Here is a 26,358-nt window from a genome sequence, read left to right on the forward strand (position 1 = left end):
TTGTTGCGGCTCATGGGGAGTCTCAGATCTATGCCTTTACTATCAGAAGGATGAACGCCTTCTTACAGGAACCGTCTTATGCCTGAGGCCCGCAGGACAGGGAAGGCTTCGAAAGCATAAACATCGCACGACCGAAAGCGAGTCTGCATTCCTTTGTGGGCAAGGCGCTTCCGCTTTTCTGAACCAAGAGCGTTTCCTTACTAAAAGGTATATGCCTGAAATCTTCAATCTTTCCCTTTCGATTATTAAAAAAGGAAGGGAACAGGGTGCTGCATATCGAAGTAAAGAAGATGGCATAAAGTGTTTTACAGCCAAAAGCGCTAAAGGAGGGGATCTCTTTTGGATTTCAAAACGGCCGATTTATGTGATGACCACAGCAAAGAACTGCTCATTTGTCAGCAGGAGTTTAAATCTTATGGGCAAAAAAGAAAGTTTTCCGGTCCCATTTCAACGGTTAGAGTGTTTGAAGATAACGTGCTGGTAGTAGAGGCACTGGAGTCCATTCCAGAGGGAAGTGTGCTGGTGGTGGATGGCGGCGGATCAAAAAGATGCGCCTTAATGGGTGACAGGCTTGGTGAAATTGCTCAATCGAGAAAGCTTGCCGGTGTGATCATTTATGGGTGCGTCCGGGATACAGTAGAGCTCGGAAGCCTTGATACAGGCATCCTCGCACTAGGCAGCAATCCTTTAAAAAGCCGAAAAGAAGGAAAAGGGGATCGAAACATCCCGGTTACGTTCGGAGGGATTGACTGGAAGCCGGGAGAATATGTCTATGCAGATGAAGATGGCGTGATTGTCTCATCAAAAGCCCTCATATAAAGCTGAACACCCGCTGAAAAGCGGGTGTTTCCTTTTATAGCACTTTCCTGCTTAACACAGAATACCGTATTAAGAGGGGGTGCACATATGTTTATAATATTTATACTATTTTGGGCAGCCGGCATTTATCTTTTGTTCCGCAGCAGGAATGAGGAAGAAGAGCATTTGATCCTGAAACTGATTGGTTATTATCTGTTAGGCACATTTACTTTTAGCATTAATGGCATGGTATTGCCAGTTGGTTTTATAATCAGTTTATTCCTAAAGCCCCGGCAAAATAGAAGCGTGAAGCGCGGCTCTGCGATCTTCGGGCTGGCAATAATGGTCATCAGCCTTTTTTTATAGATGACATTAAATTTGTCAGATTTGGATGCCTGCCTGAATGCAGCTGACAAAGCTATCAGTTCTCTAAAACTGCTTCCTTTTCAATGCTGATTTCTTCCGGCAGCATTGTTGAAGCTTCCGGGACCCTTCGGGGCTCATAGTCAATTTCATCAGAGGAGTATACTCTGATTACCACTTGGCCATGCATAGCTTGTGCCCGAATGAGCAGGGGAGAACTGTAACGGTTTTTAAAGGTGAAATCTGGGCCATACCAGCTTACCGTTGCATCCCGGCCAGGCGGTACATAGGGAACCTTTTTGCTGTGGGAATAACGCTCGATCACTTTGACACCTGCCCGGTCAACTGCGTTGAACAGAGTGGAGGATACCTGGCAGATCCCGCCCCCGATATCTTCTGACAGTTCTCCTCTAACGATGACCGGAGCACGCTGATAGCCTTTCCCCGCCGTTCTTTTGCCGACAGCACGGTTAAAAGAAAATACTTCATTCGGAAAAACAACATAATTATCAAGGGCTTCGGCTGCAAGCTGAATATTATGGGAGCGTGAGGTGTTATTCGGATTAAAATACGTAACGTACTGGCCGATCATTTTAACTCGGATATGGGAGATAAGATCACGATCCACTCTCGGGTATACGGGGAGCGTTGGGATCTCAATTCTGGCTGGCCCGTTATTATAAAAATATGTATAAAAAATATCTGTGAATGCTTTGCGGTGCAGTATTTTTCCAGGCTTCTCAGCAACGATGCGTCCGCTTTCGCCTATGTACGCGTTCCTAGGCGGAATATACGTCTGGCGATTTAATTTTTCCAGTAGCTGAGTGAACCGTTCACCGTCCACTAGCGGAAGCCCGGGAAAAGGCATTTCATATTCCGTCCTGTTGACTCTCGCAATGGATTTGCCGTCATTTTCAATGGATAAGTCATCAGGAAGACTGGCAGTTTGTGTTTGTGTTAATAGCATGATCCCCAATACCCATGAGAATTTCATATCGCAGGTGCACCTCCGTCCTTAGTATGGACAGGAGAGAATTGTTTCATGTGCCGAAAAAATGATTGATTATTGGCTTCTCTTTGAAGCTGCCATGAAGCTCTGTCATCATGCCCCCGGACTTCTGCATCCTCTGTCCGTTAAAAAGCCCCTGGCACATTCTCCCGGAAGGCCGAATTCTTTAATTGATTAAGGAATATAGTGTAATAAAACTTTAGTGAGGGAATGAGGAATGTGCAGCTAGTCAAGGCAGAAATTACCCGGCTAACCGATTTGCTGAAAAGGAGCCAATCACAGGATGGCTCATGGGCATATCCGTTTGAAATTGGAATCATGACTGATGTTTATATGATTATCCTGCTGAGGACGCTCAAAACGAAGGATGAAGAGCTAATTCGGAAACTGGCGGAAAGAATAGAAAGCCGCCAGGATGAGAGTGGTGCGTGGAAGCTTTTTAGAGACGAAAAAGAAGGAAATCTATCTTTGACCATTGAAGCGTACTACGCCCTTTTGTACTCAGGCTATAGGCAGAAGAATGACCCGGCTCTTTCAGCTGCACGGAAATTTATTTTATCAAAGGGCGGGATAAAAAAAGGAGGAATATTTACGAAAATCATGCTTGCCATGACAGGCCAATATCCATGGCCGGCTGTTTTTCCAGTGCCAATCGAAATAGTGCTGCTTCCTCCATCCAGCCCAATCAGCATCTACCAGCTTTCGAGCTTTGCCAGAATTCATCTCTTGCCGGTGATCCTGCTTGGCAGCAAAAAATTCAGGCGAAGAACGGAAAATAGTCCTGATTTGGATGAAATCTATGGAACAAGGGACAGGGAAGAACTATGGGAAGAAAGCCGTTCTGATGAATGGAGAAAACTTGCTGATATTCTTACCGATATGGCCGAAAGCTTAATTGGATTGCCTGATCGGCTCCGCAGCATGGCATATGAGGGAACAAAGCAATATTTGCTCGAGCGGATTGAACCGGATGGAACATCATTAAATTATTTCAGCAGCACTTTTTATATGATATTTGCCCTCCTCGCTCTCGGCTGCTCTCCAAAAGATCCAGTGATCATCAAGGCGGTAAAGGGATTAAAGGGAATGTCCTGCACAATAGATGGACATATCCATTTTCAGTTAACAGACGCTAAAGTATGGAATACGGCTTTAATTTCCCACGCTCTCCAGGAGGCAGGTGTAGATGAATCAGATACGGCGATTTTAAACGCGAATAACTATTTGCTTTCAAGGCAGCAAACCCGTCACGGAGACTGGACGGTCCACAACCGCAAGGGGCTTCCTGGAGGCTGGGGATTTTCAGACTTCAATACCATGCATCCCGATGTGGATGATACGACCGCCAGTCTGAGGAGCCTTCACAATCAAACGGGAGCAGCTGCCAAGAAATCCAGGCAGAGAGGAGACCAATGGGCTCTATCCATGCAAAACCGTGATGGAGGATGGCCGGCATTTGAAAAAAACGTAGATAACCGCCTTCTGAATCTAATTCCTATTCAAGGAGCAGAGTTTATTCTCACTGATCCATCCACAGCAGATTTAACTGGCAGAACCATTGAATATTTATGTACCTTCACTACAGGAGCTGAAACTTCAATTAAAAGAGGAATAAGCTGGCTGAAAAAGAATCAGAGAAGAGACGGTTCCTGGTATGGGCGCTGGGGGATTTGCTATCTGTATGGAACCTGGGCAGCCCTTACCGGCCTCGCCGCTGCAGGGGAAAAGGAAGATAAGAAGTACATCAGAAAAGCGGTTGAGTGGCTGAAGTCTGTCCAGAATGAGGACGGCGGCTGGGGAGAATCCTGCAGAAGCGATATTGAAAAACGCTATGTTCCATTGGGAAGCAGTACATTAACACATACTGCCTGGGCCGTTGATGCTTTAATTGCCGTTTCCCATGAAAACAGCCCTGAGATCAGAAAAGGCATGGCTTTCCTGATTCGCGAAGGCCAAAGAAATGACTGGACGACAGATTACCCAAAAGGTCAGGGAATGGCCGGTTTCCTATACATGCACTATCACAGTTACCGGTATATTTGGCCGCTATTGGCACTAGGCCATTATGAAAAGAAATTCATGCAAAAAGGAAGCTCCGAATGATCGGGGCTTCCTTTTTTATTGGCTTATTAATCAGGGTTTTTGCGGATAATTTTGAGGTTTCGCTCATAACTTTGTAATTCCGTCCAAAAAAACAGAATTTTGGCAGCTCACCTATCTTTTCTCCTCATCAACCAGCTGGCAGTCTGCTGAGGAATCATCTTTATTTTTATTAAACAATAGCTTGTACATAGCCTTCCCGTCACTAAGTGTGCCATCTGCCATATCCATTGGCAGCAGGGCGAAAAAGACGTAATAAAAGGAGAAATATACAAATTGGTACCACAGCATGTTTGCATCCAGAATGCCCAGCCGGATCAGGTAATTCACAATAAAAATACTGCCTATGTTAAAAATAGACCCTCCTAAAAAAATAAGAGATTTGGTCAGTTTATTGCTGTATTTTAATGCTGAAAACTCACATCCTCCATACCAGAAGTAAAACCGTCTAACCTCTAAAAACCTCATTGAGAATAGGATTTTGCCTGTGCCAATGATAACACGGATCCCTTTTCCGCCAAAAATGCCTGCAAAGAATATATGCCCCAATAAATGAATCAGTGTGACCGCCGGGTAAACCACAAAAAAGGCTTGAATAAATTTCAAAAAATCATCATACCCAAACATGGGAGGACCTCCATTTCCATAGCTGTATGAAAAATCTGCGCGATGCAGCTTCATTATTTGTTTGCCTACCCCATGTGTACCCCGCATTTTTCCGCATTAACGTACATTCTTTTTCCATATTTCCCATCTGGGTCGAAAGAGGCCGACTATCTGCTACGTCTCAGGTCTTATTTGAAAATAAAGCTGAGGCTCGTTATAGCATTTACACGAAACAGGTAAGATGAAATCAAGAAAGGAGGAAACGAAAATGAAAAAACTTGGATTACTGATAGCAGGTGGAATTGCAGCCATGGTGCTGGTTTCAAATCTTGGACCAATAGTGGGTCTGGCAGTAAGCGCGGCGATTCTATACTTTGTGTTTAAACAATTTATAAAAGCAGAAAGCACGATGGCAAAAATCGGCTATGGAATCATCGGGTTCATCGCTTTGATGGCAACCGCTTCCAACTTCCCGGCAATTTTAGGGCTTGCAGCTGCATATGTTCTATATCTGGTCTATAAAAAATGGAACGATTCAAGCTCAAGTGCAGTGGAAGAAGAAAATGACCCTTTTGCTAACTTTGAAAAGCAATGGGCGGATTTAAACAGAAACTAAAAAAGGAGAGATAGATATGGCTAACCTATTAACGAGAATCAAAGATACAGTAATGGCAGACCTTCACGAAGTGTTGGATAAAAAGGAGAAAAAGAATCCAATCGCACTTTTAAACCAATACCTTCGTGAATGTGAGCGTGAAACCGAAAAGGTCCGCAAGCTTTTGGAACGTCAATATACATTGAAAGAAGAGTTCACTCGAGAATACGAGCAGGCGAAAAACCTTGCAGACAAACGCAAGCGCCAGGCAGAGGTTGCATCGCAGGCAGGTGAGGAAGAACTCTATCAGTTTGCAGCTCAGGAGCAAATGCAGTATGAAGAGCGTGCCAGCCGTTTGAAGGATCTTCTGAACCAGGCTGTACAGCAAATGGGTGACCTTGAAAGAAAATACGAGGAAATGAAGCATAAACTGAAGGATATGCATATCCGCCGCATGGAGCTGATGGGCCGTGAAAACATCACACGCGCAAATCACCAAATGGATAAGGTGCTTGATCAAAACAATGATAAAAACTTTACAAGATTCCAGGAAATCGAATCCTATCTTGACCATCTTGAACATCAGGTGAAAAGCTCCTATCACCGCAGCACAATTGATGCCCGCATCGCACAGCTGGAAAAAGAGCTTGAGAAGAAGCCTGTATTGTAATATTCGAAAATAAGTCAGAAATAGTTTGGAACATGCAATAAAACAAAAATGAAGCCTGCCTGTATTATCTTTTTCCCAAAAAAGATAAAAACTCTTTCTATTTTATGAACAAAAAATGGTATTCTAAAAAGGCGTAGAGATACTGCGCCTTTTAAGTCTATAACTGCTAGCTCCAGCGCCACCCCCTCGAGGTCACAAGCCGAGCCTCTCAAAAAGGCAAAGGACGCCTTTCCGTGAGGCTCGTCTTGTGCTTGTCGGGGGTTAGCACCAAGCAAGGCTTCCTTGGATGTTCTTCGCAGGAACAAGCGTTTTGGCTTGTTCCGAAGGCGCTGCCGCATTTCTTATCATTCCATATACACAAAAGGGGGGATGCCACATGAACATTAACAACAAAAGCGATTATATGAGCTGGATTATCATATTGGGCATTGTCTTTCTCTTTGTGGAAATAGCCTTTTTTAATAGCGGTGTGATATTCTCTCTTCTTGTGCCAATTGGAATGGTATATATCGGAAGGAAGAGGATGCCTAAGAGCTCCGGAAAATGGCTTTTCTGGCTGGGGCTAATTTTTCTGCTCATCAATATTTTCAGCATGATGACGCTGAAATTTTTCCTCCTGGCGATTTTGATTCACCTGCTGATTCAGTTTGGGCAGTCCAAAAAGGATCCTAAACGGATTCAGCCGGAGTTCAATGAACCGGCAGTAAATCTCCAGAAAGAAACAGTCATAAAGAAGAGTCCTCTTTTTTCCAATATATTTGTCGGCCAGCAAAAAACACCTGAGCAAGTATACGAATGGAATGATATCAATATCCAGACCGGCATTGGTGATACGGTCATAGATTTAAGCTATACGGTTATTCCCAAGGGAGAAACCGTTATTTTCATCCGGAACTTCATCGGAAACGTGCAGGTGCTTGTTCCCTATGACGTTGAGGTTAGTGTCAGCCATTCAGCTATTGTGGGTAAGGCCAGAATATTAGAGCACGAGGAATCAAAGATGTTTAACCAGCTCCTTCAGCTTCAGACTCCCGGCTATGATCAATCAGGACAGCGCGTTAAGATTTTCACTTCACTCGCAGTAGGGGATATCGAGGTGAAGCGCGTATGAGTATCATTCAGCGGCAAATTGCATGGGGAGCGGGCATGTCCCTTTGTATTCTTGCTGTTTTGACAGCTTCTTTTTTTACGATGTTTCCCATTCCCGGATGGCGGGATCTGTGGGAAACGGAAATACTCGATATTCCGTTTATCCTATTTGTGCCGAGCGTAAGCCTGGCTCTTGGCCTGACTTTTGGATTATTGTCAGGCATTTACTGGCGCAGGCAGCTTTTTGCCGTAGATACAATGCTCCACCAGGTGGAGGAAGGCCGTCAATTGGATGTGCAGGAAACAGGTAAAGAATTGCATTCCATAGCAGTCAGGGCCGAGAAGATTCAACAGCATATGGCAGATCAGGCAAAGATTTCTCAAAAGCTGGCAAATGAAAAAGCGGAAGATTTCGAGAACAGGATGCAGGAAATTGTTTCCCAGGAACGGAACAGGCTTGCACGCGAGCTTCACGATTCTGTCAGCCAGCAGCTGTTTGCAGCATCCATGATGATGTCTGCGATTACTGAAACCCAGCAGGATCCGGAAGAAAGGCAGGCAAAGCAGCTGAAAATGGTGGAAGAAATGATCCATCAATCACAGCTGGAAATGCGAGCCCTGCTGCTGCACCTTCGTCCAGCGGCCCTTAAGGGCAAAAGCCTGCAGGAAGGAATTGAAGAGCTTCTGGTCGAATTGCTTCAAAAAGTAGCGATGGAGATTGAATGGAAGGTAGAGGATTTTCCACTTGATAAAGGGGTGGAAGACCACCTATTCCGCATCCTCCAGGAAGCGGTGTCCAATACACTCCGCCATTCCAAATCGCAAAACCTTGAAGTGCTCCTGATTCAAAGAGATGATTATGCCATACTACGTGTAGCTGATGATGGAGTCGGTTTTGATGTAGAGGAGACGAGGGCTGGCTCCTACGGTTTGCAGAACATGTATGAACGTGCCGCTGAAGTTGGCGGAAGCATGAAAATCATCAGTCTAAGAAACAAAGGAACCCGTCTTGAAGTTAAGGTTCCGATTATGTAAATAATGTCTGCTGTTAGGCAAGACTAAATTCTGAGGGTGAGGCCAATGATTAAAGTTTTATTTGTGGATGACCATGAAATGGTTCGGATTGGAGTGTCTTCCTACCTTACGGCACAGCCGGATATTGAGGTTATAGGAGAAGCGGATAATGGGAAAACAGCTATTGATCTGGCACTCGAATTGAGGCCGGATATCATTTTGATGGATCTTGTTATGAAAGAAATGGATGGTATTGAAGCGACAAGAAGAATCATCGAGCAATGGCCAGAAGCTAAGATCATTATTGTGACAAGCTTCCTTGATGATGAAAAGGTTTATCCGGCTTTGGAGGCAGGGGCGACAAGCTATATGCTGAAAACCTCGAAAGCCAGTGAGATAGCTGAGGCAGTCCGTTCGACCTATCATGGACAATCGGTGCTGGAACCGGAAGTGACCGGCAAAATGATGGTGAAAATGAGGCAGAAAAATCACCAGCTGCCCCATGAAGAGCTGACAAGCCGCGAGATGGAAATCCTTCTTTTAATGACACAAGGCAAAACGAATCAGGACATCGCCGACGAACTTTTCATTGCCTTAAAAACAGTCAAAACACATGTAAGCAATATATTAAGCAAGCTGCAGGTGCAGGACAGAACCCAGGCAGTCATTTATGCCTTCAAGCACTCGCTGGTTAAATAATGTTCTGGAGAGCTAATTGTGATATTAGCTCTTTTTATTTTGCCTGAATGATGAACCAGAAAAAAATGATTCAGAATCTGTTCATGAGGGTAACAATAAAACCAAACAAAAAAATTTGGCGGTGATGAAATGTCTGTGATTGCTTTATTGAAAAAAGGAAATAAATCATCGGGAATGGCAGCAATCGGAAATACGGCACTGGCGATTGCTAAAGGGCTGGCAGCTTTTGCAAGCGGCAGCGGGGCCATGCTTGCCACAACCCTCCATTCCCTTGCTGATGCACTGAACCAGGGGTTTGTGTTTTTTGGCAGTGCGCTTGCCGAAAAGGCGCCAACCAAAAGGTTCCCCACAGGATTTGGCCGGGTGATCAACCTGTTCGTATTAATTGCTGTTATCGTTATTTCCATCATGGCCTATGAAACGATACATAAAGGCTGGGAATTGATTCAGCATCCAAAGGAATCAACCGACCTCTGGCTCAATGTAGGAGTTATGCTTCTTGCCGTTGCTGTCGATGGTTTTATTTTATTAAAAGCCATGAAGGAAATCGGCCATGAAACCAGGAATCCTGCCAAAGGATTTGGCATTGTGCCTGTTGCCTTTAAAAATGTAAGGTTAGCCTCCCCTCCAACACGGCTGGTCTTTTATGAAGATATTATTGCGACATTTGGCGCCTTGCTTGCCCTTGTTTCGATATTAATTGCTCATTTTACAGGACTTTACTTCCTGGATGGAGTCGGCACAATTTTAATTGGACTGCTTTTGGTGGGGATCGCTGTAAAAATCGGATTTGAAAATACGCTAGGTCTGATTGGTGTAGCGGCACCAAAAGATATTGAAGACCGTATCGCCCAAATTATTCTCGGAGATCCTCAGGTCGTGGATATTAAACAGCTGCGGCTGATTCAGGAGGGAAGAAGATATCATGTGGAAGGTTACATTGAGCTGGTCGAAGGCCTTACGCTTGCCGATGCGGATGATATAAAAATTGGTGTCAGAAATCAGCTGCTGGATGACCCTGATATCAGTGACGTAACACTTGGTATTCTTGAGACAGATCAAATCCAGACGTGGAAATAATATTGAAAAGGAAGCCCGCACTAAAGGCTTCTTTTTTTAGCGCTCATTATGCTGGAAAAATACCCATTGCTTTTAAATTGAAGAAATATTAAAATAAAACTAACTTATTTGAAATGAGGTGGAGAAGAGATGAGTGGAACTGTTTTGGCACGAGGTGAATGGATTGAATTCCTGACAATTTACCGTGCGATTTTTCATGGTTTTGCTGTTAACGGGACAAGTCTGCCCTTTTTTAGCAAATTTTATATGAAAACAAAACAGTGAGAACATCTCTTTTACGCCATTATATAGAACGGTGAAGGGAGCTTCTTCAAGCTCTCTTTTTTTTTATCCCGTTTCATTGCGGTAAGCTTCGCAGCAAGATTAAGAAATCTTGTTGCACCAAGCTTCCAATAAAAGTCCGATTAAATGAACTCAGTATAAAGCAGCCGCATTTTGGCAGCAGCTGAGTGGCCGGCGCATTGCCGTACAGCTAACTGTGAGCAGAAAATCGTCCAGTGAAAGCTTCATTTATCAGATTTTACCCAGGCCATAGGAGTATGTTTCCTATGGCTTTTTTATGTATATTTTTATAAATTTGGAGGAAATATCTATGATCGCATGCAGCGCACAGCAAGTCGGAAAAAGTTACGGCGGAAATACCGTGTTTGAAAATATGTGCTTTGAAATTCATGAGAGGGACAGGGTTGGTTTGACAGGAAGAAATGGAAGCGGAAAAACGACTCTGTTTAAATTGCTGGCTGGAGCAGAAGTCCCGGATACAGGCAAGATTCATTGGCGAAAAGGGTGTGAGATTGGCTATCTTGCACAAATTCCGGACTATCCGGCAGGTATGAAGGCAATTGATGTTTTAAAAACAGCTTTTACTTATCTGCTGGAGATGGAAAAAACAATGAAGAAAATGGAACAGCAAATGGCAAATGAAAATGTTCCGGATCAATTAAATAAACTTATTGGAGAGTATGGAGAGCTGCAGGATCAGTTTGCACTGAACAATGGTTATGAAATGGATAGCCAGATAGAACGCATCTCAAATGGCCTTGATATCAGCAGTCTTCTGAACAAGGATTTCAGCATTCTAAGCGGTGGTGAAAAAACAAAGGTATGCCTCGCCCACATGCTCCTGAAAAGCCCGAATCTGCTTCTGCTGGATGAGCCGACCAACCACCTGGATATTAAGGCAGTGGAATGGCTGGCTGATTTTATAAAGAATTATGAAGGGACAGTAGTGCTCATTTCACATGATCGCTATTTTTTAGATGAAAACGGCCGGCAGGATTCTGGATTTGGAAGGTGGAGAGATCACTCTTTACCAGACAAACTATTCAGGCTTTGTAAAAGAGAAAGAAGAAAGGCTAATGAGAGAGTTTCAGCAATATGAGGAGCAGCAAAAGAAAATCAAGAAGATGAAGGAAGCCATCAAGAGGTTAAGAGAGTGGGCCAATCAATGCACTCCGCCTAACGCGGGCCTTCATAAACGGGCAAGCAGCATGGAAAAAGCCCTCCATCGGATGGAGAAGCTGGACCGGCCTGTATTAAACCGCAAAAAAATGAATATGGATCTTGAAGCATCTGAACGGAGCGGAAAAGATGTGGTCTTGATGAAAGAAGTAAGCAAGTCTTTTGGGAGTAAGCACTTATTCCAAAACGTCAGCATACACATCCAATTCCGCGACCGGACAGCTATTGTCGGGGATAATGGGACTGGAAAATCGACTTTGGTCAAAATGATCCTGGGAGAGCTAAAACCTGATGCAGGGGAAATTCGCAGAGGGAGCAACCTGAAAGTCGGCTATTTGTCACAGCATGTTTTCGCAGATGCAGATGATCAATCGGTGATTGATGCCTTTAAGGAAGGGCTTGCTGTAACAGAGGGAGAGGCACGCCATATTCTGGCCGGTTTCCTCTTTTATGGCTACACTGTTTTTCGTAAAGTTTCACAATTGAGCGGCGGTGAAAAAATGAGGCTTCGTTTGGCTCAGCTTATGCACAGGGACATTAACTTTCTTATTCTTGATGAACCGACCAATCATCTTGATATCGAATCTAGAGAGGTACTCGAAGAGGCATTGGAAGAATTCAATGGAACCATTTTGGCTGTCTCCCATGATCGTTACTTTATCAATCGAATATTCAGCAAAATATACTGGATTGATCAAAAAGAACTTCATTACTATGAAGGGAATTATGATCGGGCCAGAAAGAAAATGGATGAGAAGTGGAGAGCAGTGATGGAAGTTCCTCCTGTGAAAAAGGCTAAAATAGCAGCTGTTTCTCCGAAAAAAAAGGATAAAGTGCAGGAAACAGAGGAATTGGAAAACGCAATTGAACAACTTGAAACAACTCTTATGAAATTAGAAACGGTTCTGGAATCGGAAATGGACCTGGAGAAACTGCAAACATTTTATAATGAAAAAGAAGAGCTTGAAAAGAAGAGGGAAGAGCTGTACAGGAAATTGGATGCTATTTTATAAAGAAAAGTTAAGGCTAACAAATGAGTTAGCCTTTTTTTATGCATTTTATCGAATGAATATAAATTTTTTTCAAATAAACCTTTCAGTTTTCATCTATTTCCTGTATAGTAATATACAAATTTGAATAATTATTTAAATCTGAATAATTTCACGAGATTTTCTTTTAATAATAAGATCTTTCAAAAGAAGAACCGCTATTCAATATTGAATAATTTTTTCGGAGGACCCAAATGAACAGCTTTTTCATGGATTGGAATAATGACAAAGAAGTCATATCTTCAATGGAAGAAGACATTATGGTTACTAATGCAGACGGCATAATTATAAAAGTCAGTAAAGGCAGCGGCAGTCATTATGGTGTTGAACCTGAATCTCTCCTTGGCGAATCTGTTTATGATCTGGAAAGAAAAGGGGTCTTTAAGCCTGCGATTACTCCTGAAGTATTAAAGAAAAAGAAAAAAGTCATTCTTGTGCAAAAAGCCGGCTCAGGCAAAAAGATTCTGGTTACTGGTATTCCGGTATTCAATGAAACAGGAAAAATCGATCATATTGTCAGCTATTCCTACGATGTTTCAGAGCTTCTTGTTATAAAGGAATACCTGAACAGTGTTGAAGAAGAAATGGCCAGGGTGAAGAGCGAACTGGATCTCCTGCGCAATAAGAGCATCAAAATGGATGGCATGATAGCTGACAGTCTGGCGATGAGAAATATAGCCGAAACCATCAGAAGAATCCGGGATGTAGATGTCACAGTCCTGCTCCTGGGTGAATCAGGTGTCGGAAAATCGGCTCTCGCTAAATGGATTCATCAAAACAGTACAAGAAAAGACGGACCCTTCATAGAAGTAAACTGCAGTGCCATTCCGGAATCCATCTTTGAAGCTGAGTTTTTCGGGTATGAAGGCGGTGCTTTTACAGGGGCAAAGAATAAAGGCAAAATGGGATTTGCTGAAATGGCAAAAGGAGGCACGCTATTTCTTGATGAAATTGGCGAACTTTCAGCCCATCTGCAGGCAAAGCTGCTGAAATTCATACAAGACAAGCAGTTTTATAGAGTGGGGGGAACAAAGCCTGTTCAGGCAGACTTTCGGCTCCTTGCGGCTACAAATAAGGATCTCGAAAAAGCAGTTGAATCCAAGGATTTCAGGCAGGACTTATTTTTCCGGCTGAATGTGGTGCCATTGAAGATACCGCCTTTAAGGGAGAGGAAAGAGGATTTGTTTGCGCTCATTCATTATTTTCTTCACTCTATCTCCAAACGGCATAATCGGGAAAGGCAGCTGGAAAGATCCCTGGTCGATCACTTGCTGCAGCTGGAATGGAAGGGGAACGTAAGAGAACTTGAAAACCTGATGGAACGGCTTATCGTGACAAGCACCAGCCTGATGATCACGAAAGAGGACCTGCCTTATGAATACCATATGCAAGGAAAAAAAGATGGTTTTATAGATTATGAGGGACAATCTCTTCCTGCTGTTTTGGAAGAGGTAGAGAGGAAAGTATTAATCAATGCAAGGAAGCGTTACCGAACCACTACTGAAATAGCGGGGGCCCTGGGGATCAGTCAGCCTTCAGTAGTAAGAAAATTAAAAAATATGATTGTTAATACATACTTTGGCATGAATATTGCATTAAAGAATAGCAGAGCAAATATAGCATTTACATCTAATGCAGGATTCAGGAGGGGTTAGTATGAACGAAGAAAATTGGGGTCATCTTGTCGGAAATATTTCAAACTTATTGGCACCAAGCATGGCAAAGGACCACCCGAATTTGCCGGTGGTCAAGGCGGAAGGCTGCTATTACTACGGAGTCGACGGAAAAGAGTATTTGGATTTTACATCAGGCATCGCAGTGGAAAATGTGGGACATCGACATCCAAAGGTTGTACAGGCCATTAAAGACAGTGCAGATCATTTGGTGCACGGCCCGTCAGGCGTTATCATCTATGAATCGATTTTGCGGCTCGCAGATGAACTTGGAAAAATTACGCCGGGAAATCTGGATTGCTTTTTCTTTGCAAACAGCGGGACAGAGGCAATTGAGGGCGCAATTAAATTGGCAAAGTATGTTACGCGGAGGCCCTATGTTATCTCCTTTACAGGCTGTTTCCATGGAAGGTCGATGGGGGCACTCAGTGTATCTACATCGAAGAGCAAATACCGCAAGTTTCAGCAGCCGTCCTGGCTGACCTATCAGCTTCCATATGCGGATGAGCGCGATTGCCCTTTTGGTGAAGATCCTGAGGAGTACTTCCCAAGAAAGCTGGAAGAGGATGCTGAAACCCTGTTCAAGCATCAGGTGGACCCTGAAGAGGTTGCCTGCATGATCATTGAACCGGTTTTAGGAGAAGGAGGCTATATCATTCCTCCGAAGAAATGGATGCTGAAGATCAGGGAAATATGTGACCGGCATGGAATCCTGCTGATATTTGATGAAGTGCAAACAGGCTTTGGGCGTACTGGAGAATGGTTTGCCGCTCAGGCTTTTGATGTTGTGCCGGATATCATGGCGATTGCAAAAGGAATCGCGGCAGGGCTGCCTTTAAGCGCAACTGCAGCATCAAAAGAACTGATGGAAAAATGGCCGCTGGGTGCCCATGGAACAACCTTCGGCGGAAATCCGATTGCCTGCTCTGCAGCTTTAGCTTCTCTTGAAATACTAAAAACGGAGAATCTTTTGGAAAACGCAAAGCAGATGGGAGAGTATGCATTAAAGAAATTACAGGATTTAAAAGCCGAACATCCTGCAATTGGCAGTGTCAGAGGGCTGGGCCTGATGATTGGCATTGAAATAATCGATCCGCAAACCGGAAAACCGGATGGAAAAGCGGTAATGGATATTCTGAACTCTTCACTTGATAAAGGCGTCCTCTTCTATCTCTGCGGAAATTCAGGGGAAGTGATTCGGATGATTCCGCCGCTTATCGTAACAAAGGAGCAAATCGACCAGGGACTGAAAGTATTGGAAGAAGCACTTACAGAGCATGAAGCAGTTGTTTCCAATTCATAAGGAGGTATGAGAATGAAAGCTGAGACAAGGGTTAAGCCGCAGGCTGTCACAGGAGAGTATTGGAAATTTATCATTCCATCATTAATTGGGTCGCTCCTATTTCTGGTTCCAGTTAAATTTCAGGGAGACGTAACCATTGGTGTTGGTATTTTAGCATCACTAGTAGGTAATGCGTTCAATGAGCAGATGCCTGCCATTATCATTTTCATTTTAGGAGTATCGGTTTTTCTTTCCATCCTGACAAAAGCAGCAAAACCGGCATTTATACTGGATAATAAGTTTTTAAAAGGATTATTTGATACCGGCAAGTTTGGATTAACCATGAGAATTCTTGGATTCGCAGCAGGAATCATGACTTTGTTTGAGATCGGGCCTGAATTTATCTGGTCACGGAATACAGGCGGAGTGGTTCTTTATGACCTGGCTCCCGTTTTGCTTACGTGGTTCCTTTTTGCCGGCATCCTTCTGCCGCTTTTAGTGGAATTTGGATTAATGGAATTCATTGGGGCACTTGTCCAAAAATTTATGAGACCATTTTTTACACTTCCCGGACGGTCATCCATCGATTGCCTTGCGTCCTGGATGGGCGCCGGAACTGTAGGTGTTTTGGTTACCACGAAGCAATATGATGAAGGCTTTTATACAAAAAGAGAAGCAGCGGTCATTGCGACGACCTTTTCGATTGCATCAGTTGCTTTCAGTCTTGTTGTTGCGAATGTGGTTGGCCTTGGGCATTTATTCATTCCCTTTTATTTAACCGTTTCTGCAGCTTGTGTCGTGGCAGCATTGATTATGCCTAGAATTCCGCCATTATCCCGGAAGCCGGATACCTATTATGAGCCAGTAGGACAGCAGATTGATGAAACCATTCCGGAAGGGGTTTCGAAATTGAAATGGGGATGGGAGCAGGCAATTGATAAAGCCAGGAATGCCCCGGGTCCCAAAAAGCTATTAACCAATGGGATCGAAACCGTTTTAGATATTTGGATGGGTCTGATTCCGCTTGTTATGAGCTTGGGAGCAGCAGCCCTGATTATTGCGGAATACACGCCTGTATTTGAGTTTATTTCATACCCGCTCATCCCTGTTTTGGAGTTTATGCAATTGCCGGAAGCAGGAGCAGCAGCACAAACTATGCTTGTTGGCTTTGCTGATATGTTCCTTCCTGCCGTTATCGGAAGCGGGATTGAGAGCGAGCTGACAAGATTTGTCGTGGCGGGCTTGTCATTAACACAATTAGTATACATGTCTGAAATCGGGATCCTGATCCTGCGTTCAAACATTCCGCTGAGCTTTTTGGATTTATTCGTTATCTTTATTGAAAGAACGGTTATTACGTTACCTGTTATTGTACTGATTGCACATGTTTTTGTATTTTAGTTGGAAGGAGGGTGGCAGGTAGCCTGCCCTCCTTTTCGTTATATTAATTTTCTTAAAAGTTCAAAAAGGGCAATATATTATTGGGGCATGTCTCATATCTTATATAGAATCTGCATTATATAAGGAGAGGCGCAATGAGTAAATTCTTCAAAGGAGTCATATTGCTTGCACTGGCTGCTTTTGCAAGCGAATGTATAGAGTTTGTGGTAAATATGGTGCTTGCCCGGGAACTGGGGGAGAGGGGACTCGGCATGTACATGTCGATTTTGCCGACCATATTTCTAATTGTGCTGCTGGCCAGTTTTGAGCTTCCAATCTCTATTTCCAAGTTCATAGCTGAAAAGGATAAAAGGTATCATCTCAGTATGCTCCATCATGTCATCAAGCTGACCATTATCTTTACAGCGGTTTTGGTTCCGATTGCAGCGGCAATCATTCCGTTTGTCAGTGTCTTTAATGAGTACCATCCGCTCCTGAGATGGGTGGTGATCGGGTTCATCCCAATCGTGTCCTTTTCCTCAATTGCCAGAGGCTTTTTCATGGGCAAGCATCAAATGGGGAAAATTGCAGCCTCCAATTTTCTGCGCAAATCCGTTCAGCTCCTTCTGCTCGTGGTTCTTTATCAGGCCTTTCAATTTGATGTCAATACAGCAGTCTTTATTGCATTTTGTACGTTTGTAGGAAGTGAGATTGTTGTTTTTCTCTATTTGCTGAATATGTTTATTATCCAGTATCACCGTATTAAAAAAGAGCCATCTGAGTTTGTAAGCGGAAGTAGTGTCAGGCAGAACTTAATCTCTGTTTCAGTGCCGACGACTGCTTTGAGAGTTTTCCATGCCCTGACACATGCTGTTCAGCCATTCTTGATTAAGGGGGCGCTTTTAAAGGCAGGAGTGCCGGGCGAAGTCGCAACAGAACATTTTGGAATGCTTGCTGGTGTCGCCATGACGATCGGTTTTTTCCCATCCTTTATTGCCCATTCATTTTTAATCATGCTGATTCCGACAGTCTCCAAAGAATATGCGGATAAAAATCTGGAGGAGCTTCGGAGACTTCTTCAGCAGGTGTTCTTTGTCACCTTTTTATACGGGATCCCATCGGTCGTTCTTTTCTATTTTTTTGCACGGCCGCTGACCGAGGTGTTTTTCCACTCCACAGATGCAGCCGTTTATTTACAGCTGCTGTGGCCATTTTTTCTGCTCCACTTTTTCATTATCCCGATGCAGGCCTATTTAATCGGCCTGGGCCTCATGAAAGATGCGTTTTATCATTCAGTATGGTCAACTGTTGTTTCATTTACAGCCATGTTCGTGCTTGGATCCATGCACAGCCTGCAGATGGACGGTATCATAATGGGCATGAATATGGGAGCTGTCCTCCTGGCCATGATGCATTATGTAACAGTATGCAGAAAAATTGGCCTGACACTCTATCTATCGCCAGCCAAGCAGTTTAATTGAAAATGAGAAAGCATCTCCCGTCATGGGCAGATGCTTTATTTTTTGTCCTCATTTTTTTCCCCGAATTTGCTCTCAATCGTTTGTTCATCTCCGTACAGGATGATATGATCTCCCTCCTGAATCTCAGTGATAAGCCGGTCTTTTCTGATCTTTATTTCACCTCTTTGGACGTACAGCACATTAATATCTTCGTCATCTTCAATCAATTCCCTTAATTCTTTACCAATGAAATCGCATGATTCATTGATGGTATAGTCCAATACATGATCCGTATCATCCGTAAGCAGCGCTTCTCTTATCGGGAGATCGCGAAAATCATAATGTTCTTCGAGCTCATGCTCCAGTTTCCCCGAAAGATAATCGCGCACCTTAGGAATCTTTAGAATAAAAATAACCAGGATCAGGACAGCGGCGACGACCGAGATCTTGGCAGTAAAGAATTCATCTGATAGGATGCTGCTGATTGCCGAAATGATTACTGCCAATGAAAAGGCGCCAAATAAAATTAGAAAGGCTCCGAACCTTCTGCGGATTGGATGGTCGATAATCAGTTCAGATTCCCCGGTTGTAAAACCGGTTCCTGTCAGCATGCTGATCACCTGAAATCTCGCAATAGGCTTATCCAGCCCGGTATATGTGAAGATCAGTGTATGAATTTCAATAACAGCCAAAACGATTCCCAAGTATATCAGGATGAATAGAACACCCATCTAGACTCCTCCAAAAATGTAGAATTATGTAAAAAACCTAAGGAAGCCAGTCCTTAGGTCATTGCTGTACAGTTTCGTTATAGTAATTTACTGAATACATGGCACCCTCATCTACCATTTTATTATCTTCAATATTATGTGGGTCAGGGTGGCCAAGCTTTTCTGTTGGCACTGTATCATTTAGAAAGCGGTCAGGAAGCATGCCCTTCATTTTAACTGCAAGAGACTGAACCTTATTTCGATTGTTTTTGCTGGCTAATAATAAAATGCTCGTAATGCCAACACCGGCTAACAGATAGGGATTTAACGGACGAGAATTCATGATTATGCTCCTCCTTCAAATAATTGGATTTGTATGTCTTGGTGTTTATTTACCCGGCGTAATTAAAAGCAAACATTTAATCTTTATTACATTGTTTCCAGTGCTAGAAATAATTACACCTTATGAATGGTTTTATTCAGGCAGCAAGAAGGGAATTATGTATTAAATATAAATAAGGATACGATGTTAGGAAGGAAGATGGGGATGGAAAAAGAATATAACGAAGATAACTGGAAATGGCACCGTTACGATCATTTGGAGGAAATAGATTACCAGGTGGCTGGTGACTATAAAGATGTCTTAAAGGAATGGGCCAAGAATACATCCGAGAATAAAACAAATGTAATGAAAATTGATACTTCAGTCCGCGGTAAGGAATTTATTAGCGGTTCGCTCATTTATCAGCAAAAAACAAAGGAGCAGCATGAAAATAGTTTGTTCCACTATTTTCTGACAAGGGATTTTCTCATCACTGTCAGCTTTGATTCGTCTGTCATTCAGTCTGATGATTCATTGCTATTAAAAAAAATGGATTATACCCATAATGCTATTGATGGATTTTTCGTGATTTTAGGCGAGATCCTAAGTGATAACATCCAGAAGATTGATAAGTTTGAAGTACGGTTAAATGAGCTGCTATGGAAAATAAAAGAGAAAAATAATATTAACCGCCTGGAGGAAATCTATGAGCTCCGTCACCAGATCCTGGTTTGGAAGAATATTATGATTCCTGTTAAGGAAATCAGGCTGGGTGTAGAAGAGACGTTTGGTGAAGGTGTCACCGATGGAACTGAATTTAAAAGAACGTGCAAGCGAATTGAAAGGGGCTATACGCTGGTGCGGGAGTATCAGCAGGAAATTGATGACCTGGTTAATTTTGAAGAAATGGTATCCATGCACCGGGGAAATGAAATCGTGAAGACACTCACGGTCATTACCACCCTTATGACTCCGATCGCAACATGGGGAGCGCTCTGGGGTATGAACTTCAAAGTTATGCCTGAACTGGAATGGAAGTATGGGTATTTGTTCTCCATTATCATAATCATCGCTTCTACCGCAGCCCTCTATATCATGCTTATTAAAAAAGGCTGGATGGGTGATATCCTAAGGGGAAAAAAGAAGAATTCATTCTTCAAATAAAGGAATGCCGTTAGAATGCGGCATTCCTTTCGTTTAGTAAATGATCCAGTGTTACTTTAATCCCAGCCTCGTATGATGTTTTAGGAAGAGTGCCAATTCTCGCTTCATATTTACTGCCGTCCAATATAACAGGTGTCTGATTCAAATACATCAATTCTGTATATTCTCTCATCATGGGATCAAATAGGCCGATTGCACGTATCATCCATTTATGGACAGGTCTGAAGGAAACGCCTCTGCTAAGATGCTGAGATACAATACTGGCTATTTCTTCTCCGGTAATGGTTCCTGCACCAGGGATATTCCAAGCTTCACCATATGAGTTTTCATTCAATGCAAGCTCGGCTAATGCTTCTGCTCCATCTTTAATGAAAATGAATTCTCTCGGTATATTGGTTTTGCCGACAAACATGCCCTTATTCTTTTCAATAATTTGGCTGAGAGTATAGTGTAAGAGTGTGTTTCCTGTATGAGGACCGTAAAAGTCAGGGAAGTGGGCAATGATATATGGTACCCCTGATCTTTTAATAGTCTCAATCAAGTCCTGGCGCAGCATGCCTTTTTTCGTGTGCGGATTCTTGGGAGAAACTTCGTTTGCAGGGCTGGATTGAAGACCATAGGAGTATATATTATCAGCATATATAAAAGGCTTATGATGTTTGCTGCAGGCCTGCAGGATATTATTTAAGATAATTGAGAGTGTGGGATCCCAGTCCGGGTAAGGGATATTGATGGCATGGAACACTGCATCTGCTTCGGACACTGCTTTCTCAACATCATCTGGATTCAAGGCATCACCAGCATGGATGACAGCATTTTGTCCCCAGCTTTTTTTAAAGTTAAGCAGGTTTTCGTTAGACCTTGCAAAAGCGATAGTTTTAATATTTCTGCGGCATAATGCTTCTGTCAAAGCATAGCCCATTCCGCCTGTTGCTCCTAATACTGCAGCTGTTTTCATCATTTTTCATCATCCTTTTTATTTAATTGACCACTGTTCAATTGAGTGGAAAAATGAAAGAAATGCGGTAACATTTCTTTAACAAATTGCTTTTATTAAAAATTGGGCATGTGAAGAGGCGAGTTCCTTCACTTCTTCAAATGTGGTTTCCGTTCTGCAATAATGTGTGACAAAGCCGTGCAGACTTAGAAATACAGACCAAATATCCTTTATGGAGAGAGAGTTGGGAGCGAGTGAATTAACCGCTTGTGCAAAATGCAGGTAGCTTTTGTTTGGCCCTTTATTTAGATAGCCTTTCACATCATCATCACGAATTAAAAACATCAGCTCATAATGCTTTTGATGGGTCAGGCCAAATTGTATATAACGGTAAAAAATGCTGAAAAGCTTTTGTTCATTGCTATCTGCAGATTCTCTCAGGACACTGTCGAGGACTTGATCAAGTTTTTGAAAATCGGCTTCAACAATTTCATAAAATAATTGAGCCTTGTTTTTGAAATGATAATAGATGGCACCATGGCTGCACTGAAGGGTGTCCGCAATTTTTCTCATGGATGCTGCGGCATATCCTTCCTGAACAAACAGGTCACGTGCTACAGAAATAATGGCTTCTTTTGTTAGTTCGTCATGGGCTGATTTTCTTGGACTCATGGAATCACCTTTCGTTATTGAACACTGGTCAATAAAATTATATGATGATAGGATATTTTTGGCAATGTTTTTTTACTATCTATCCAAATAATTTTAATTAGCCATCAGCTTTTGATATGCTTTAATAAAACAGGAGGGAACAACATGAATGAAACAAAAACATGCAGAGAATCTTTTACGGTAAAAACAAGCATTGTGCTTCCGCCAGACACGAATACATATGGAACACTATTTGGCGGCAAGCTAATGGCTTATATTGATGATGTGGCAGCCATCGCGGCGATGAGGCACGGGAGAAGAAATGTCGTAACCGCTTCTACAGATTCTGTTGACTTTCTTCATCCGGTTTATGAAGGCAACTCAGTCTGCCTGGAGGCCTTTGTGACCTATACAGGCCGGACATCAATGGAGATCTTTGTAAAAGTAATTGCAGAAGACCTGCTGACCGGGGACCGAAATGTGTGTGCTATGTCCTTTTTGACAATGGTTGCGGTTGACGAGAATGGAAAGCCGACCCCGGTGCCGGCGGTTGTGCCTGAGACAGATGAAGAAAAGAGCTTATATGAATCAGCAAAAGAACGTGCGGAAATTCGCAAAAAACGGAGAAAGGACAGTGAAGCCAGGGCAAAGACATACGGTACAGGTCTGCCCTGGTAAATAAGGGGGAGAATAATGGGTTCCAAAGTGATGCATAGCATCATCAACAATGAAATTGCATCCAGAATGAAAATAGAGGACAGAGCAGCTTTTTTATTGGGGGGAATAGCACCAGACGCTGTTTCTCCCAAAGGGATCTTGTCCATTTTTATAAAGGGAGAACGGATGATTATAAGAGTATTGTTTATAAATACAGGAATATAAGTCATCACCTTACATCCTCGGCTATTACATCCACTTAATTGCAGACCATGTCTGGCTGACAGGATTCTATCTTCCCAGGCTGAAAAACAGAATGGAAAAAGATGACGAGGTCTTTACCCGCTATCATAATGATTTTCGCCTGTGTAATGCAAAGCTCTCTGGACATTACGGCCCTATGAAATTTGAACCTGCCAGACTTAGAAGAGATTTCTTCCAAACAAGTCAGCTTATTTCTTCCATTTGTTTAAAACGAATTTGAATACGATAAAAAGGACGCTGAGAAGCCCCTTGAAGTGTTTATATTTCAGCAGATTGTCGGATACGTTGAAACCTCTGCAGAGCTGGGGATTGCAGAGTTGAAGAAATTCTTGCTTTTAAAAAATAAACTCCTCATTTCTTCCTAGCTTGTATCACATAATCTAGTAAAATAGATTTAACTTTCAGAATATTAACTCTTATTCCTTGATAATCCTTTTCCTTCCTCTTAAGTTAGACGTGTATAACATAACTGAAGGAGGATGAATATGAGAAGAGTTTTGAAAGCTAGTGTCCTAATGCTTTTAAGTATTTTACTAGTTGCCGGAACCATGCCTTTAACCGGGCAGGCGAAAAAGCCGAAGCCTGATGATGGCTATGGCGGCTATAGCCAGGTTGATGTTGGCAAGGACGGAATGGTGGCTTCAGCCCATCCGCTGGCATCAAAAATTGGGGCAGATGTCTTGAAAAATGGCGGTAATGCCATCGATGCGGCTGTCGCAGTCCAATTCGCCCTTAATGTTGTGGAACCAATGATGTCCGGAATTGGCGGGGGTGGTTTCATGATGGTCTATGATGGCAAAACGAAAGAAACCAGCATTATTAACAGCCGTGAGCGCGCTCCAGCAGGTGCCGCACCAGATATGTTCCTGGATGAAAACGGAAAGCCGATTCCATTTGCGGAGCGTTCAACTGGCGGTACGGCAGTCGGTGTGCCCGGCACATTGAAAGGATTGGAAACGGCCCTTGAAAAATGGGGAACACGCCCTATGCAGCAGCTGATCGGCCCTGCCATTAAGCTGGCAGATAAAGGATTCCCAATAGATTCTGTATTAGCCGATGCGATTGCCGATAATCAGGACAAGCTTGGCAGAACAGCTGCCGGCAAAGTGTTTTTGCCTAAGGGCGAACCTATTGAAGAAGGGGAGCGTCTAGTACAGAAGGATCTTGCAAAAACCCTGAAGATGATACGTGCTGGCGGGACAGACGCTTTTTATAATGGGAAAATCGCAGAAGCTCTTGCTGGTGTGGTGCAGGATTTTGGCGGATCCATGACACCTGAAGACCTTGCGGGATATGAAGTGACTATTGATGAGCCTATTTGGGGAGATTACCAGGGGTATGAAATTGCGAGCATGCCGCCCCCAAGCTCTGGCGGAGTGTTTTTGCTGCAGATGCTGAAGATTCTGGATGATTTTAATCTATCACAATATGATTTAAAATCCTGGGAGAAATATCACCTGCTTGCTGAGACCATGCATCTTGCCTATGCAGACCGCGTCGTATATGCAGGAGATCCAGAGTTTGTAAATGTCCCAGTCAATGGGCTGCTTCACCCTGATTATATTAAGGAGCGCCAGGAACTGATCAGCCTGAATGAAGTGAATCCAAGCCCGGAAGCGGGAGATCCTTGGAAATATGAGAACAGTGAAGCCAATTATGAAGCAGCTGAACAGCCGAATGACCGCCAATACGGTGAGACCACTCATTTTTCTGTAACGGACAGATGGGGAAATGTTGTCTCATATACCACAACGATTGAACAGGTATTCGGAACAGGAATCATGGTTCCAGGCTACGGGCTGATGCTGAATAATGAGCTGACAGATTTTGATGCTGTACCGGGCGGGGCAAATGAAGTCCAGCCAAACAAGCGGCCTTTAAGCTCGATGACCCCGACGATTGTCTTTGAAGATGGAGAGCCGGTCCTGACTGTCGGTTCACCAGGCGGCCCAACGATTATAACATCAGTACTGCAGACGATCCTTTACGCCATTGAATATGACATGGAGCTAAAAGCAGCAGTTGAAGAACCGCGAATCTATACAAATAATCTGAATTCCTACCGCTATGAAGAGGGAATTCCTTCAGAAGTTATTAATAGGCTAAAAGGGATGGGGCATAGCTTCGGTCCGAGTCCGACCACGATTGGAAACGTCCAAAGTATTTTGATCGACCGGGACAAAGGAATTTTCAAAGGTGTGGCAGATTCAAGCCGCAATGGTGCTGCCATTGGTGTTGATTTGAAAGGAAAAGGGAAAAGCAAATAAGATTTGTGAGAATAGCGCCTTATCAATAAGGTGCTATTCTTTTGATGCGAAATGAATAGTCGTTCATTTTATGGCAGGAATTTATGTTTATCTGTTGAAATATAATTTAAGCAGGCATTCATAAAAGAAGGAGGAACATGCCATGGCAGTCAAAGATGAATTATACCAGCTGGCAGATAAAATGAACGCTGATCCCGTTCATATCAAGGATGAGAAAAATCGGGTATTTCAGGTGGACCTTGAGGAAAGCGGCCCAATCCAGATTTTATTAAAGGAGGGGAAAGTCATAGTGGAAGAAGGGGCTTCCCATGAGCCTGAAGTGACACTGAAACTGTCAGATAAAAACTTTTCTAAGTTATTAAAAGATGATCTTAACACGACGATGGCATTTATGACAGGCAGTCTGAAAGTTGACGGTAAAATGGGGCTGGCCCTGAAGCTGCAGGAAATTGTAAAGAAATATCAATGATAATAAGGCAGCCCCCTCAAACAGGAAGCTGCCTTATTTTATGATAAAAACAGTGCCATCAGGTCTTCATCATAGTACTTTCCGTCAATCTTAAGAGCGTGCCTCTCCTTTCCGTAAACCTCGAAGCCAAAAGAAGCATATAGCTTTTTAGCAGGAATATTTTCAGACATTACAGCCAGGTGGATTTGTTCAACCCCATCCCAGGAGCGTGCCTTTTCCACAGCTTTGCCCACCAGGCACTTGCCAACGCCATTCTGACGCCATGACTCTGTAACGTACATCGCATAAATATTGGACCGATGATTTACTTTCAATCCGGTTTCTCGTACTAAACTGACTACACCTATAAGTTTTCCATTTTCAAATGCGCCGAAGTGAAAGGAGTTATCCCCCTTAAATCTTTCACCATACACTTCAGGAGGCCTCCCGGCTTCCTCCTCATAGCTTGAACCAAATGCTTCCGGATTCTTTTTTAACCCTTCCAATCTAATCTCTTTGTAGATTTCAGCATCATCTGGACGCAGAAGCCTAATTTCCATCCTGGACACTCCTTTATTTTTCCTAACCCTTAGATTCTAGTTAACAGGAC

At 43.2% G+C, this 26,358-nt stretch carries 27 protein-coding genes and 1 pseudogene; 21 read left to right on the forward strand and 7 right to left on the reverse strand.

What is annotated here, in order from left to right; all coding sequences use genetic code 11:
* Positions 1 to 339: 339 nt before the first annotated feature.
* The gene (gene rraA, locus A361_RS05250; RefSeq protein ID WP_009334972.1) at positions 340 to 819 is read left to right on the forward strand and encodes a ribonuclease E activity regulator RraA; all 480 of its coding nucleotides are present in this window, start codon (positions 340 to 342) and stop codon (positions 817 to 819) included.
* Positions 820 to 906: 87 nt separating this feature from the next.
* Positions 907 to 1,164: a hypothetical protein gene (locus A361_RS05255; RefSeq protein WP_019382583.1), complete on the forward strand. Its 258-nt coding sequence runs from the start codon at positions 907 to 909 to the stop codon at positions 1,162 to 1,164.
* Between the two features lie 55 nt (positions 1,165 to 1,219).
* Here A361_RS05255 and A361_RS05260 read toward each other — a convergent pair whose 3' ends face one another.
* Positions 1,220 to 2,155 (reverse strand): VanW family protein, encoded by a 936-nt coding sequence (locus A361_RS05260; protein WP_019382582.1) that lies wholly within the window; start codon positions 2,153 to 2,155, stop codon positions 1,220 to 1,222.
* A gap of 225 nt (positions 2,156 to 2,380) precedes the next feature.
* On the opposite strand from A361_RS05260, the gene shc reads away from it, so the two are divergent.
* Positions 2,381 to 4,273 (forward strand): squalene--hopene cyclase, encoded by a 1,893-nt coding sequence (gene shc / locus A361_RS05265; RefSeq protein WP_033196603.1) that lies wholly within the window; start codon positions 2,381 to 2,383, stop codon positions 4,271 to 4,273.
* Positions 4,274 to 4,384: 111 nt separating this feature from the next.
* Here shc and A361_RS05270 read toward each other — a convergent pair whose 3' ends face one another.
* Positions 4,385 to 4,897, reverse strand: coding sequence for a hypothetical protein (locus tag A361_RS05270; RefSeq protein WP_009334968.1), 513 nt, complete (start codon positions 4,895 to 4,897; stop codon positions 4,385 to 4,387).
* 247 nt (positions 4,898 to 5,144) lie between these two features.
* Here A361_RS05270 and A361_RS05275 point away from each other — a divergent pair, with 247 nt between their 5' ends.
* From A361_RS05275 to A361_RS05330, 12 genes and pseudogenes are all read left to right on the forward strand, one after another.
* Complete coding sequence (locus A361_RS05275; RefSeq protein WP_009334967.1) at positions 5,145 to 5,492, forward strand: hypothetical protein; 348 nt, start codon at positions 5,145 to 5,147, stop codon at positions 5,490 to 5,492.
* A gap of 16 nt (positions 5,493 to 5,508) precedes the next feature.
* Positions 5,509 to 6,141, forward strand: coding sequence for a PspA/IM30 family protein (locus A361_RS05280; RefSeq protein ID WP_009334966.1), 633 nt, complete (start codon positions 5,509 to 5,511; stop codon positions 6,139 to 6,141).
* 376 nt (positions 6,142 to 6,517) lie between these two features.
* The gene (gene liaF / locus A361_RS05290; protein WP_009334965.1) at positions 6,518 to 7,252 is read left to right on the forward strand and encodes a cell wall-active antibiotics response protein LiaF; all 735 of its coding nucleotides are present in this window, start codon (positions 6,518 to 6,520) and stop codon (positions 7,250 to 7,252) included.
* On the forward strand, positions 7,249 to 8,265 hold the full coding sequence (locus A361_RS05295; RefSeq protein WP_019382578.1) for a sensor histidine kinase: 1,017 nt from the start codon (positions 7,249 to 7,251) through the stop codon (positions 8,263 to 8,265). Before liaF ends, A361_RS05295 begins: the two co-directional genes overlap by 4 nt.
* Positions 8,266 to 8,310: 45 nt before the next feature.
* The gene (locus A361_RS05300; RefSeq protein ID WP_009334963.1) at positions 8,311 to 8,943 is read left to right on the forward strand and encodes a response regulator transcription factor; all 633 of its coding nucleotides are present in this window, start codon (positions 8,311 to 8,313) and stop codon (positions 8,941 to 8,943) included.
* 129 nt (positions 8,944 to 9,072) lie between these two features.
* Positions 9,073 to 10,023, forward strand: coding sequence for a cation diffusion facilitator family transporter (locus tag A361_RS05305; RefSeq protein WP_019382577.1), 951 nt, complete (start codon positions 9,073 to 9,075; stop codon positions 10,021 to 10,023).
* A gap of 129 nt (positions 10,024 to 10,152) precedes the next feature.
* Positions 10,153 to 10,287, forward strand: coding sequence for an RAxF-45 family protein (locus A361_RS31190; protein WP_019382576.1), 135 nt, complete (start codon positions 10,153 to 10,155; stop codon positions 10,285 to 10,287).
* A gap of 328 nt (positions 10,288 to 10,615) precedes the next feature.
* A pseudogene (gene abc-f / locus A361_RS05310) lies at positions 10,616 to 12,497 on the forward strand (ribosomal protection-like ABC-F family protein).
* Positions 12,498 to 12,727: 230 nt separating this feature from the next.
* Positions 12,728 to 14,188 carry a sigma-54 interaction domain-containing protein gene (locus A361_RS05315; RefSeq protein WP_019382575.1) on the forward strand — a complete coding sequence of 487 codons (1,461 nt, stop codon included), beginning with the start codon at positions 12,728 to 12,730 and terminating at the stop codon, positions 14,186 to 14,188.
* A gap of 1 nt (position 14,189) precedes the next feature.
* On the forward strand, positions 14,190 to 15,509 hold the full coding sequence (locus A361_RS05320; RefSeq protein WP_019382574.1) for an aspartate aminotransferase family protein: 1,320 nt from the start codon (positions 14,190 to 14,192) through the stop codon (positions 15,507 to 15,509).
* Positions 15,510 to 15,521: 12 nt separating this feature from the next.
* Complete coding sequence (locus A361_RS05325) at positions 15,522 to 16,889, forward strand: YjiH family protein (protein ID WP_019382573.1); 1,368 nt, start codon at positions 15,522 to 15,524, stop codon at positions 16,887 to 16,889.
* A 134-nt stretch (positions 16,890 to 17,023) separates the two neighbouring features.
* The gene (locus A361_RS05330) at positions 17,024 to 18,349 is read left to right on the forward strand and encodes a polysaccharide biosynthesis protein (protein WP_009334957.1); all 1,326 of its coding nucleotides are present in this window, start codon (positions 17,024 to 17,026) and stop codon (positions 18,347 to 18,349) included.
* Positions 18,350 to 18,384: 35 nt separating this feature from the next.
* Here the strand turns inward: A361_RS05330 and A361_RS05335 are convergent, their stop codons facing one another.
* Positions 18,385 to 19,059 (reverse strand): TrkA C-terminal domain-containing protein, encoded by a 675-nt coding sequence (locus tag A361_RS05335; protein WP_009334956.1) that lies wholly within the window; start codon positions 19,057 to 19,059, stop codon positions 18,385 to 18,387.
* Positions 19,060 to 19,117: 58 nt separating this feature from the next.
* Positions 19,118 to 19,381, reverse strand: a complete 264-nt coding sequence (locus A361_RS05340) for a hypothetical protein (RefSeq protein ID WP_009334955.1) — start codon at positions 19,379 to 19,381, stop codon at positions 19,118 to 19,120.
* Between the two features lie 204 nt (positions 19,382 to 19,585).
* On the opposite strand from A361_RS05340, the gene A361_RS05345 reads away from it, so the two are divergent.
* A complete protein-coding gene (locus tag A361_RS05345; RefSeq protein ID WP_019382571.1) occupies positions 19,586 to 20,524 on the forward strand; it encodes a magnesium transporter CorA family protein in 939 nt (312 codons plus the stop codon).
* Positions 20,525 to 20,534: 10 nt separating this feature from the next.
* Here the strand turns inward: A361_RS05345 and A361_RS05350 are convergent, their stop codons facing one another.
* Positions 20,535 to 21,485, reverse strand: a complete 951-nt coding sequence (locus tag A361_RS05350; RefSeq protein ID WP_019382570.1) for an SDR family NAD(P)-dependent oxidoreductase — start codon at positions 21,483 to 21,485, stop codon at positions 20,535 to 20,537.
* Positions 21,486 to 21,560: 75 nt separating this feature from the next.
* Positions 21,561 to 22,133: a TetR/AcrR family transcriptional regulator gene (locus A361_RS05355; protein ID WP_019382569.1), complete on the reverse strand. Its 573-nt coding sequence runs from the start codon at positions 22,131 to 22,133 to the stop codon at positions 21,561 to 21,563.
* 144 nt (positions 22,134 to 22,277) lie between these two features.
* Between A361_RS05355 and A361_RS05360 the strand changes: the two genes are divergently transcribed.
* From A361_RS05360 to A361_RS05375, 5 genes are all read left to right on the forward strand, one after another.
* Positions 22,278 to 22,790: an acyl-CoA thioesterase gene (locus tag A361_RS05360; RefSeq protein ID WP_009334951.1), complete on the forward strand. Its 513-nt coding sequence runs from the start codon at positions 22,278 to 22,280 to the stop codon at positions 22,788 to 22,790.
* Positions 22,791 to 22,805: 15 nt separating this feature from the next.
* Positions 22,806 to 22,994 (forward strand): hypothetical protein, encoded by a 189-nt coding sequence (locus A361_RS31375; RefSeq protein ID WP_026041767.1) that lies wholly within the window; start codon positions 22,806 to 22,808, stop codon positions 22,992 to 22,994.
* 91 nt (positions 22,995 to 23,085) lie between these two features.
* Positions 23,086 to 23,253 (forward strand): hypothetical protein, encoded by a 168-nt coding sequence (locus tag A361_RS31380; RefSeq protein WP_335582808.1) that lies wholly within the window; start codon positions 23,086 to 23,088, stop codon positions 23,251 to 23,253.
* 265 nt (positions 23,254 to 23,518) lie between these two features.
* Positions 23,519 to 25,300 carry a gamma-glutamyltransferase gene (gene ggt / locus A361_RS05370; protein WP_019382567.1) on the forward strand — a complete coding sequence of 594 codons (1,782 nt, stop codon included), beginning with the start codon at positions 23,519 to 23,521 and terminating at the stop codon, positions 25,298 to 25,300.
* A 142-nt stretch (positions 25,301 to 25,442) separates the two neighbouring features.
* Positions 25,443 to 25,769, forward strand: coding sequence for an SCP2 sterol-binding domain-containing protein (locus tag A361_RS05375; protein ID WP_019382566.1), 327 nt, complete (start codon positions 25,443 to 25,445; stop codon positions 25,767 to 25,769).
* A 38-nt stretch (positions 25,770 to 25,807) separates the two neighbouring features.
* On the opposite strand, the gene A361_RS05380 is transcribed toward A361_RS05375, so the two are convergent.
* Entirely contained in the window at positions 25,808 to 26,308 is a 501-nt protein-coding gene (locus tag A361_RS05380) for a GNAT family N-acetyltransferase (protein ID WP_009334948.1), read from the reverse strand.
* Positions 26,309 to 26,358: the final 50 nt, after the last annotated feature.

Origin of the sequence: Cytobacillus oceanisediminis 2691, from assembly GCF_000294775.2 — a bacterium.
In the GTDB taxonomy this organism is placed as follows: Bacteria; Bacillota; Bacilli; order Bacillales; family Cytobacillaceae; genus Cytobacillus; species Cytobacillus pseudoceanisediminis.

Bases quoted from the DNA above. Each gene is read 5' to 3' on its own strand.
- shc (WP_033196603.1), top strand. From the start codon at position 2,381: ATGAGGAATGTGCAGCTAGTCAAGGCAGAAATTACCCGGCTAACCGAT.
- A361_RS05315 (WP_019382575.1), top strand. From the start codon at position 12,728: ATGAACAGCTTTTTCATGGATTGGAATAATGACAAAGAAGTCATATCT.
- A361_RS31190 (WP_019382576.1), top strand. From the start codon at position 10,153: ATGAGTGGAACTGTTTTGGCACGAGGTGAATGGATTGAATTCCTGACA.
- A361_RS05355 (WP_019382569.1), bottom strand. From the start codon at position 22,133: ATGAGTCCAAGAAAATCAGCCCATGACGAACTAACAAAAGAAGCCATT.
- A361_RS05270 (WP_009334968.1), bottom strand. From the start codon at position 4,897: ATGTTTGGGTATGATGATTTTTTGAAATTTATTCAAGCCTTTTTTGTG.
- ggt (WP_019382567.1), top strand. From the start codon at position 23,519: ATGAGAAGAGTTTTGAAAGCTAGTGTCCTAATGCTTTTAAGTATTTTA.
- A361_RS05320 (WP_019382574.1), top strand. From the start codon at position 14,190: ATGAACGAAGAAAATTGGGGTCATCTTGTCGGAAATATTTCAAACTTA.
- A361_RS05340 (WP_009334955.1), bottom strand. From the start codon at position 19,381: ATGAATTCTCGTCCGTTAAATCCCTATCTGTTAGCCGGTGTTGGCATT.
- A361_RS31375 (WP_026041767.1), top strand. From the start codon at position 22,806: ATGGGTTCCAAAGTGATGCATAGCATCATCAACAATGAAATTGCATCC.
- A361_RS05255 (WP_019382583.1), top strand. From the start codon at position 907: ATGTTTATAATATTTATACTATTTTGGGCAGCCGGCATTTATCTTTTG.
- liaF (WP_009334965.1), top strand. From the start codon at position 6,518: ATGAACATTAACAACAAAAGCGATTATATGAGCTGGATTATCATATTG.
- A361_RS05280 (WP_009334966.1), top strand. From the start codon at position 5,509: ATGGCTAACCTATTAACGAGAATCAAAGATACAGTAATGGCAGACCTT.
- A361_RS05275 (WP_009334967.1), top strand. From the start codon at position 5,145: ATGAAAAAACTTGGATTACTGATAGCAGGTGGAATTGCAGCCATGGTG.
- A361_RS05375 (WP_019382566.1), top strand. From the start codon at position 25,443: ATGGCAGTCAAAGATGAATTATACCAGCTGGCAGATAAAATGAACGCT.
- A361_RS05350 (WP_019382570.1), bottom strand. From the start codon at position 21,485: ATGATGAAAACAGCTGCAGTATTAGGAGCAACAGGCGGAATGGGCTAT.
- A361_RS05345 (WP_019382571.1), top strand. From the start codon at position 19,586: ATGGAAAAAGAATATAACGAAGATAACTGGAAATGGCACCGTTACGAT.
- A361_RS05325 (WP_019382573.1), top strand. From the start codon at position 15,522: ATGAAAGCTGAGACAAGGGTTAAGCCGCAGGCTGTCACAGGAGAGTAT.
- A361_RS05300 (WP_009334963.1), top strand. From the start codon at position 8,311: ATGATTAAAGTTTTATTTGTGGATGACCATGAAATGGTTCGGATTGGA.
- A361_RS05360 (WP_009334951.1), top strand. From the start codon at position 22,278: ATGAATGAAACAAAAACATGCAGAGAATCTTTTACGGTAAAAACAAGC.
- A361_RS05380 (WP_009334948.1), bottom strand. From the start codon at position 26,308: ATGGAAATTAGGCTTCTGCGTCCAGATGATGCTGAAATCTACAAAGAG.
- A361_RS05295 (WP_019382578.1), top strand. From the start codon at position 7,249: ATGAGTATCATTCAGCGGCAAATTGCATGGGGAGCGGGCATGTCCCTT.
- A361_RS31380 (WP_335582808.1), top strand. From the start codon at position 23,086: ATGGAAAAAGATGACGAGGTCTTTACCCGCTATCATAATGATTTTCGC.
- A361_RS05330 (WP_009334957.1), top strand. From the start codon at position 17,024: ATGAGTAAATTCTTCAAAGGAGTCATATTGCTTGCACTGGCTGCTTTT.
- A361_RS05335 (WP_009334956.1), bottom strand. From the start codon at position 19,059: ATGGGTGTTCTATTCATCCTGATATACTTGGGAATCGTTTTGGCTGTT.
- A361_RS05260 (WP_019382582.1), bottom strand. From the start codon at position 2,155: ATGAAATTCTCATGGGTATTGGGGATCATGCTATTAACACAAACACAA.
- A361_RS05305 (WP_019382577.1), top strand. From the start codon at position 9,073: ATGTCTGTGATTGCTTTATTGAAAAAAGGAAATAAATCATCGGGAATG.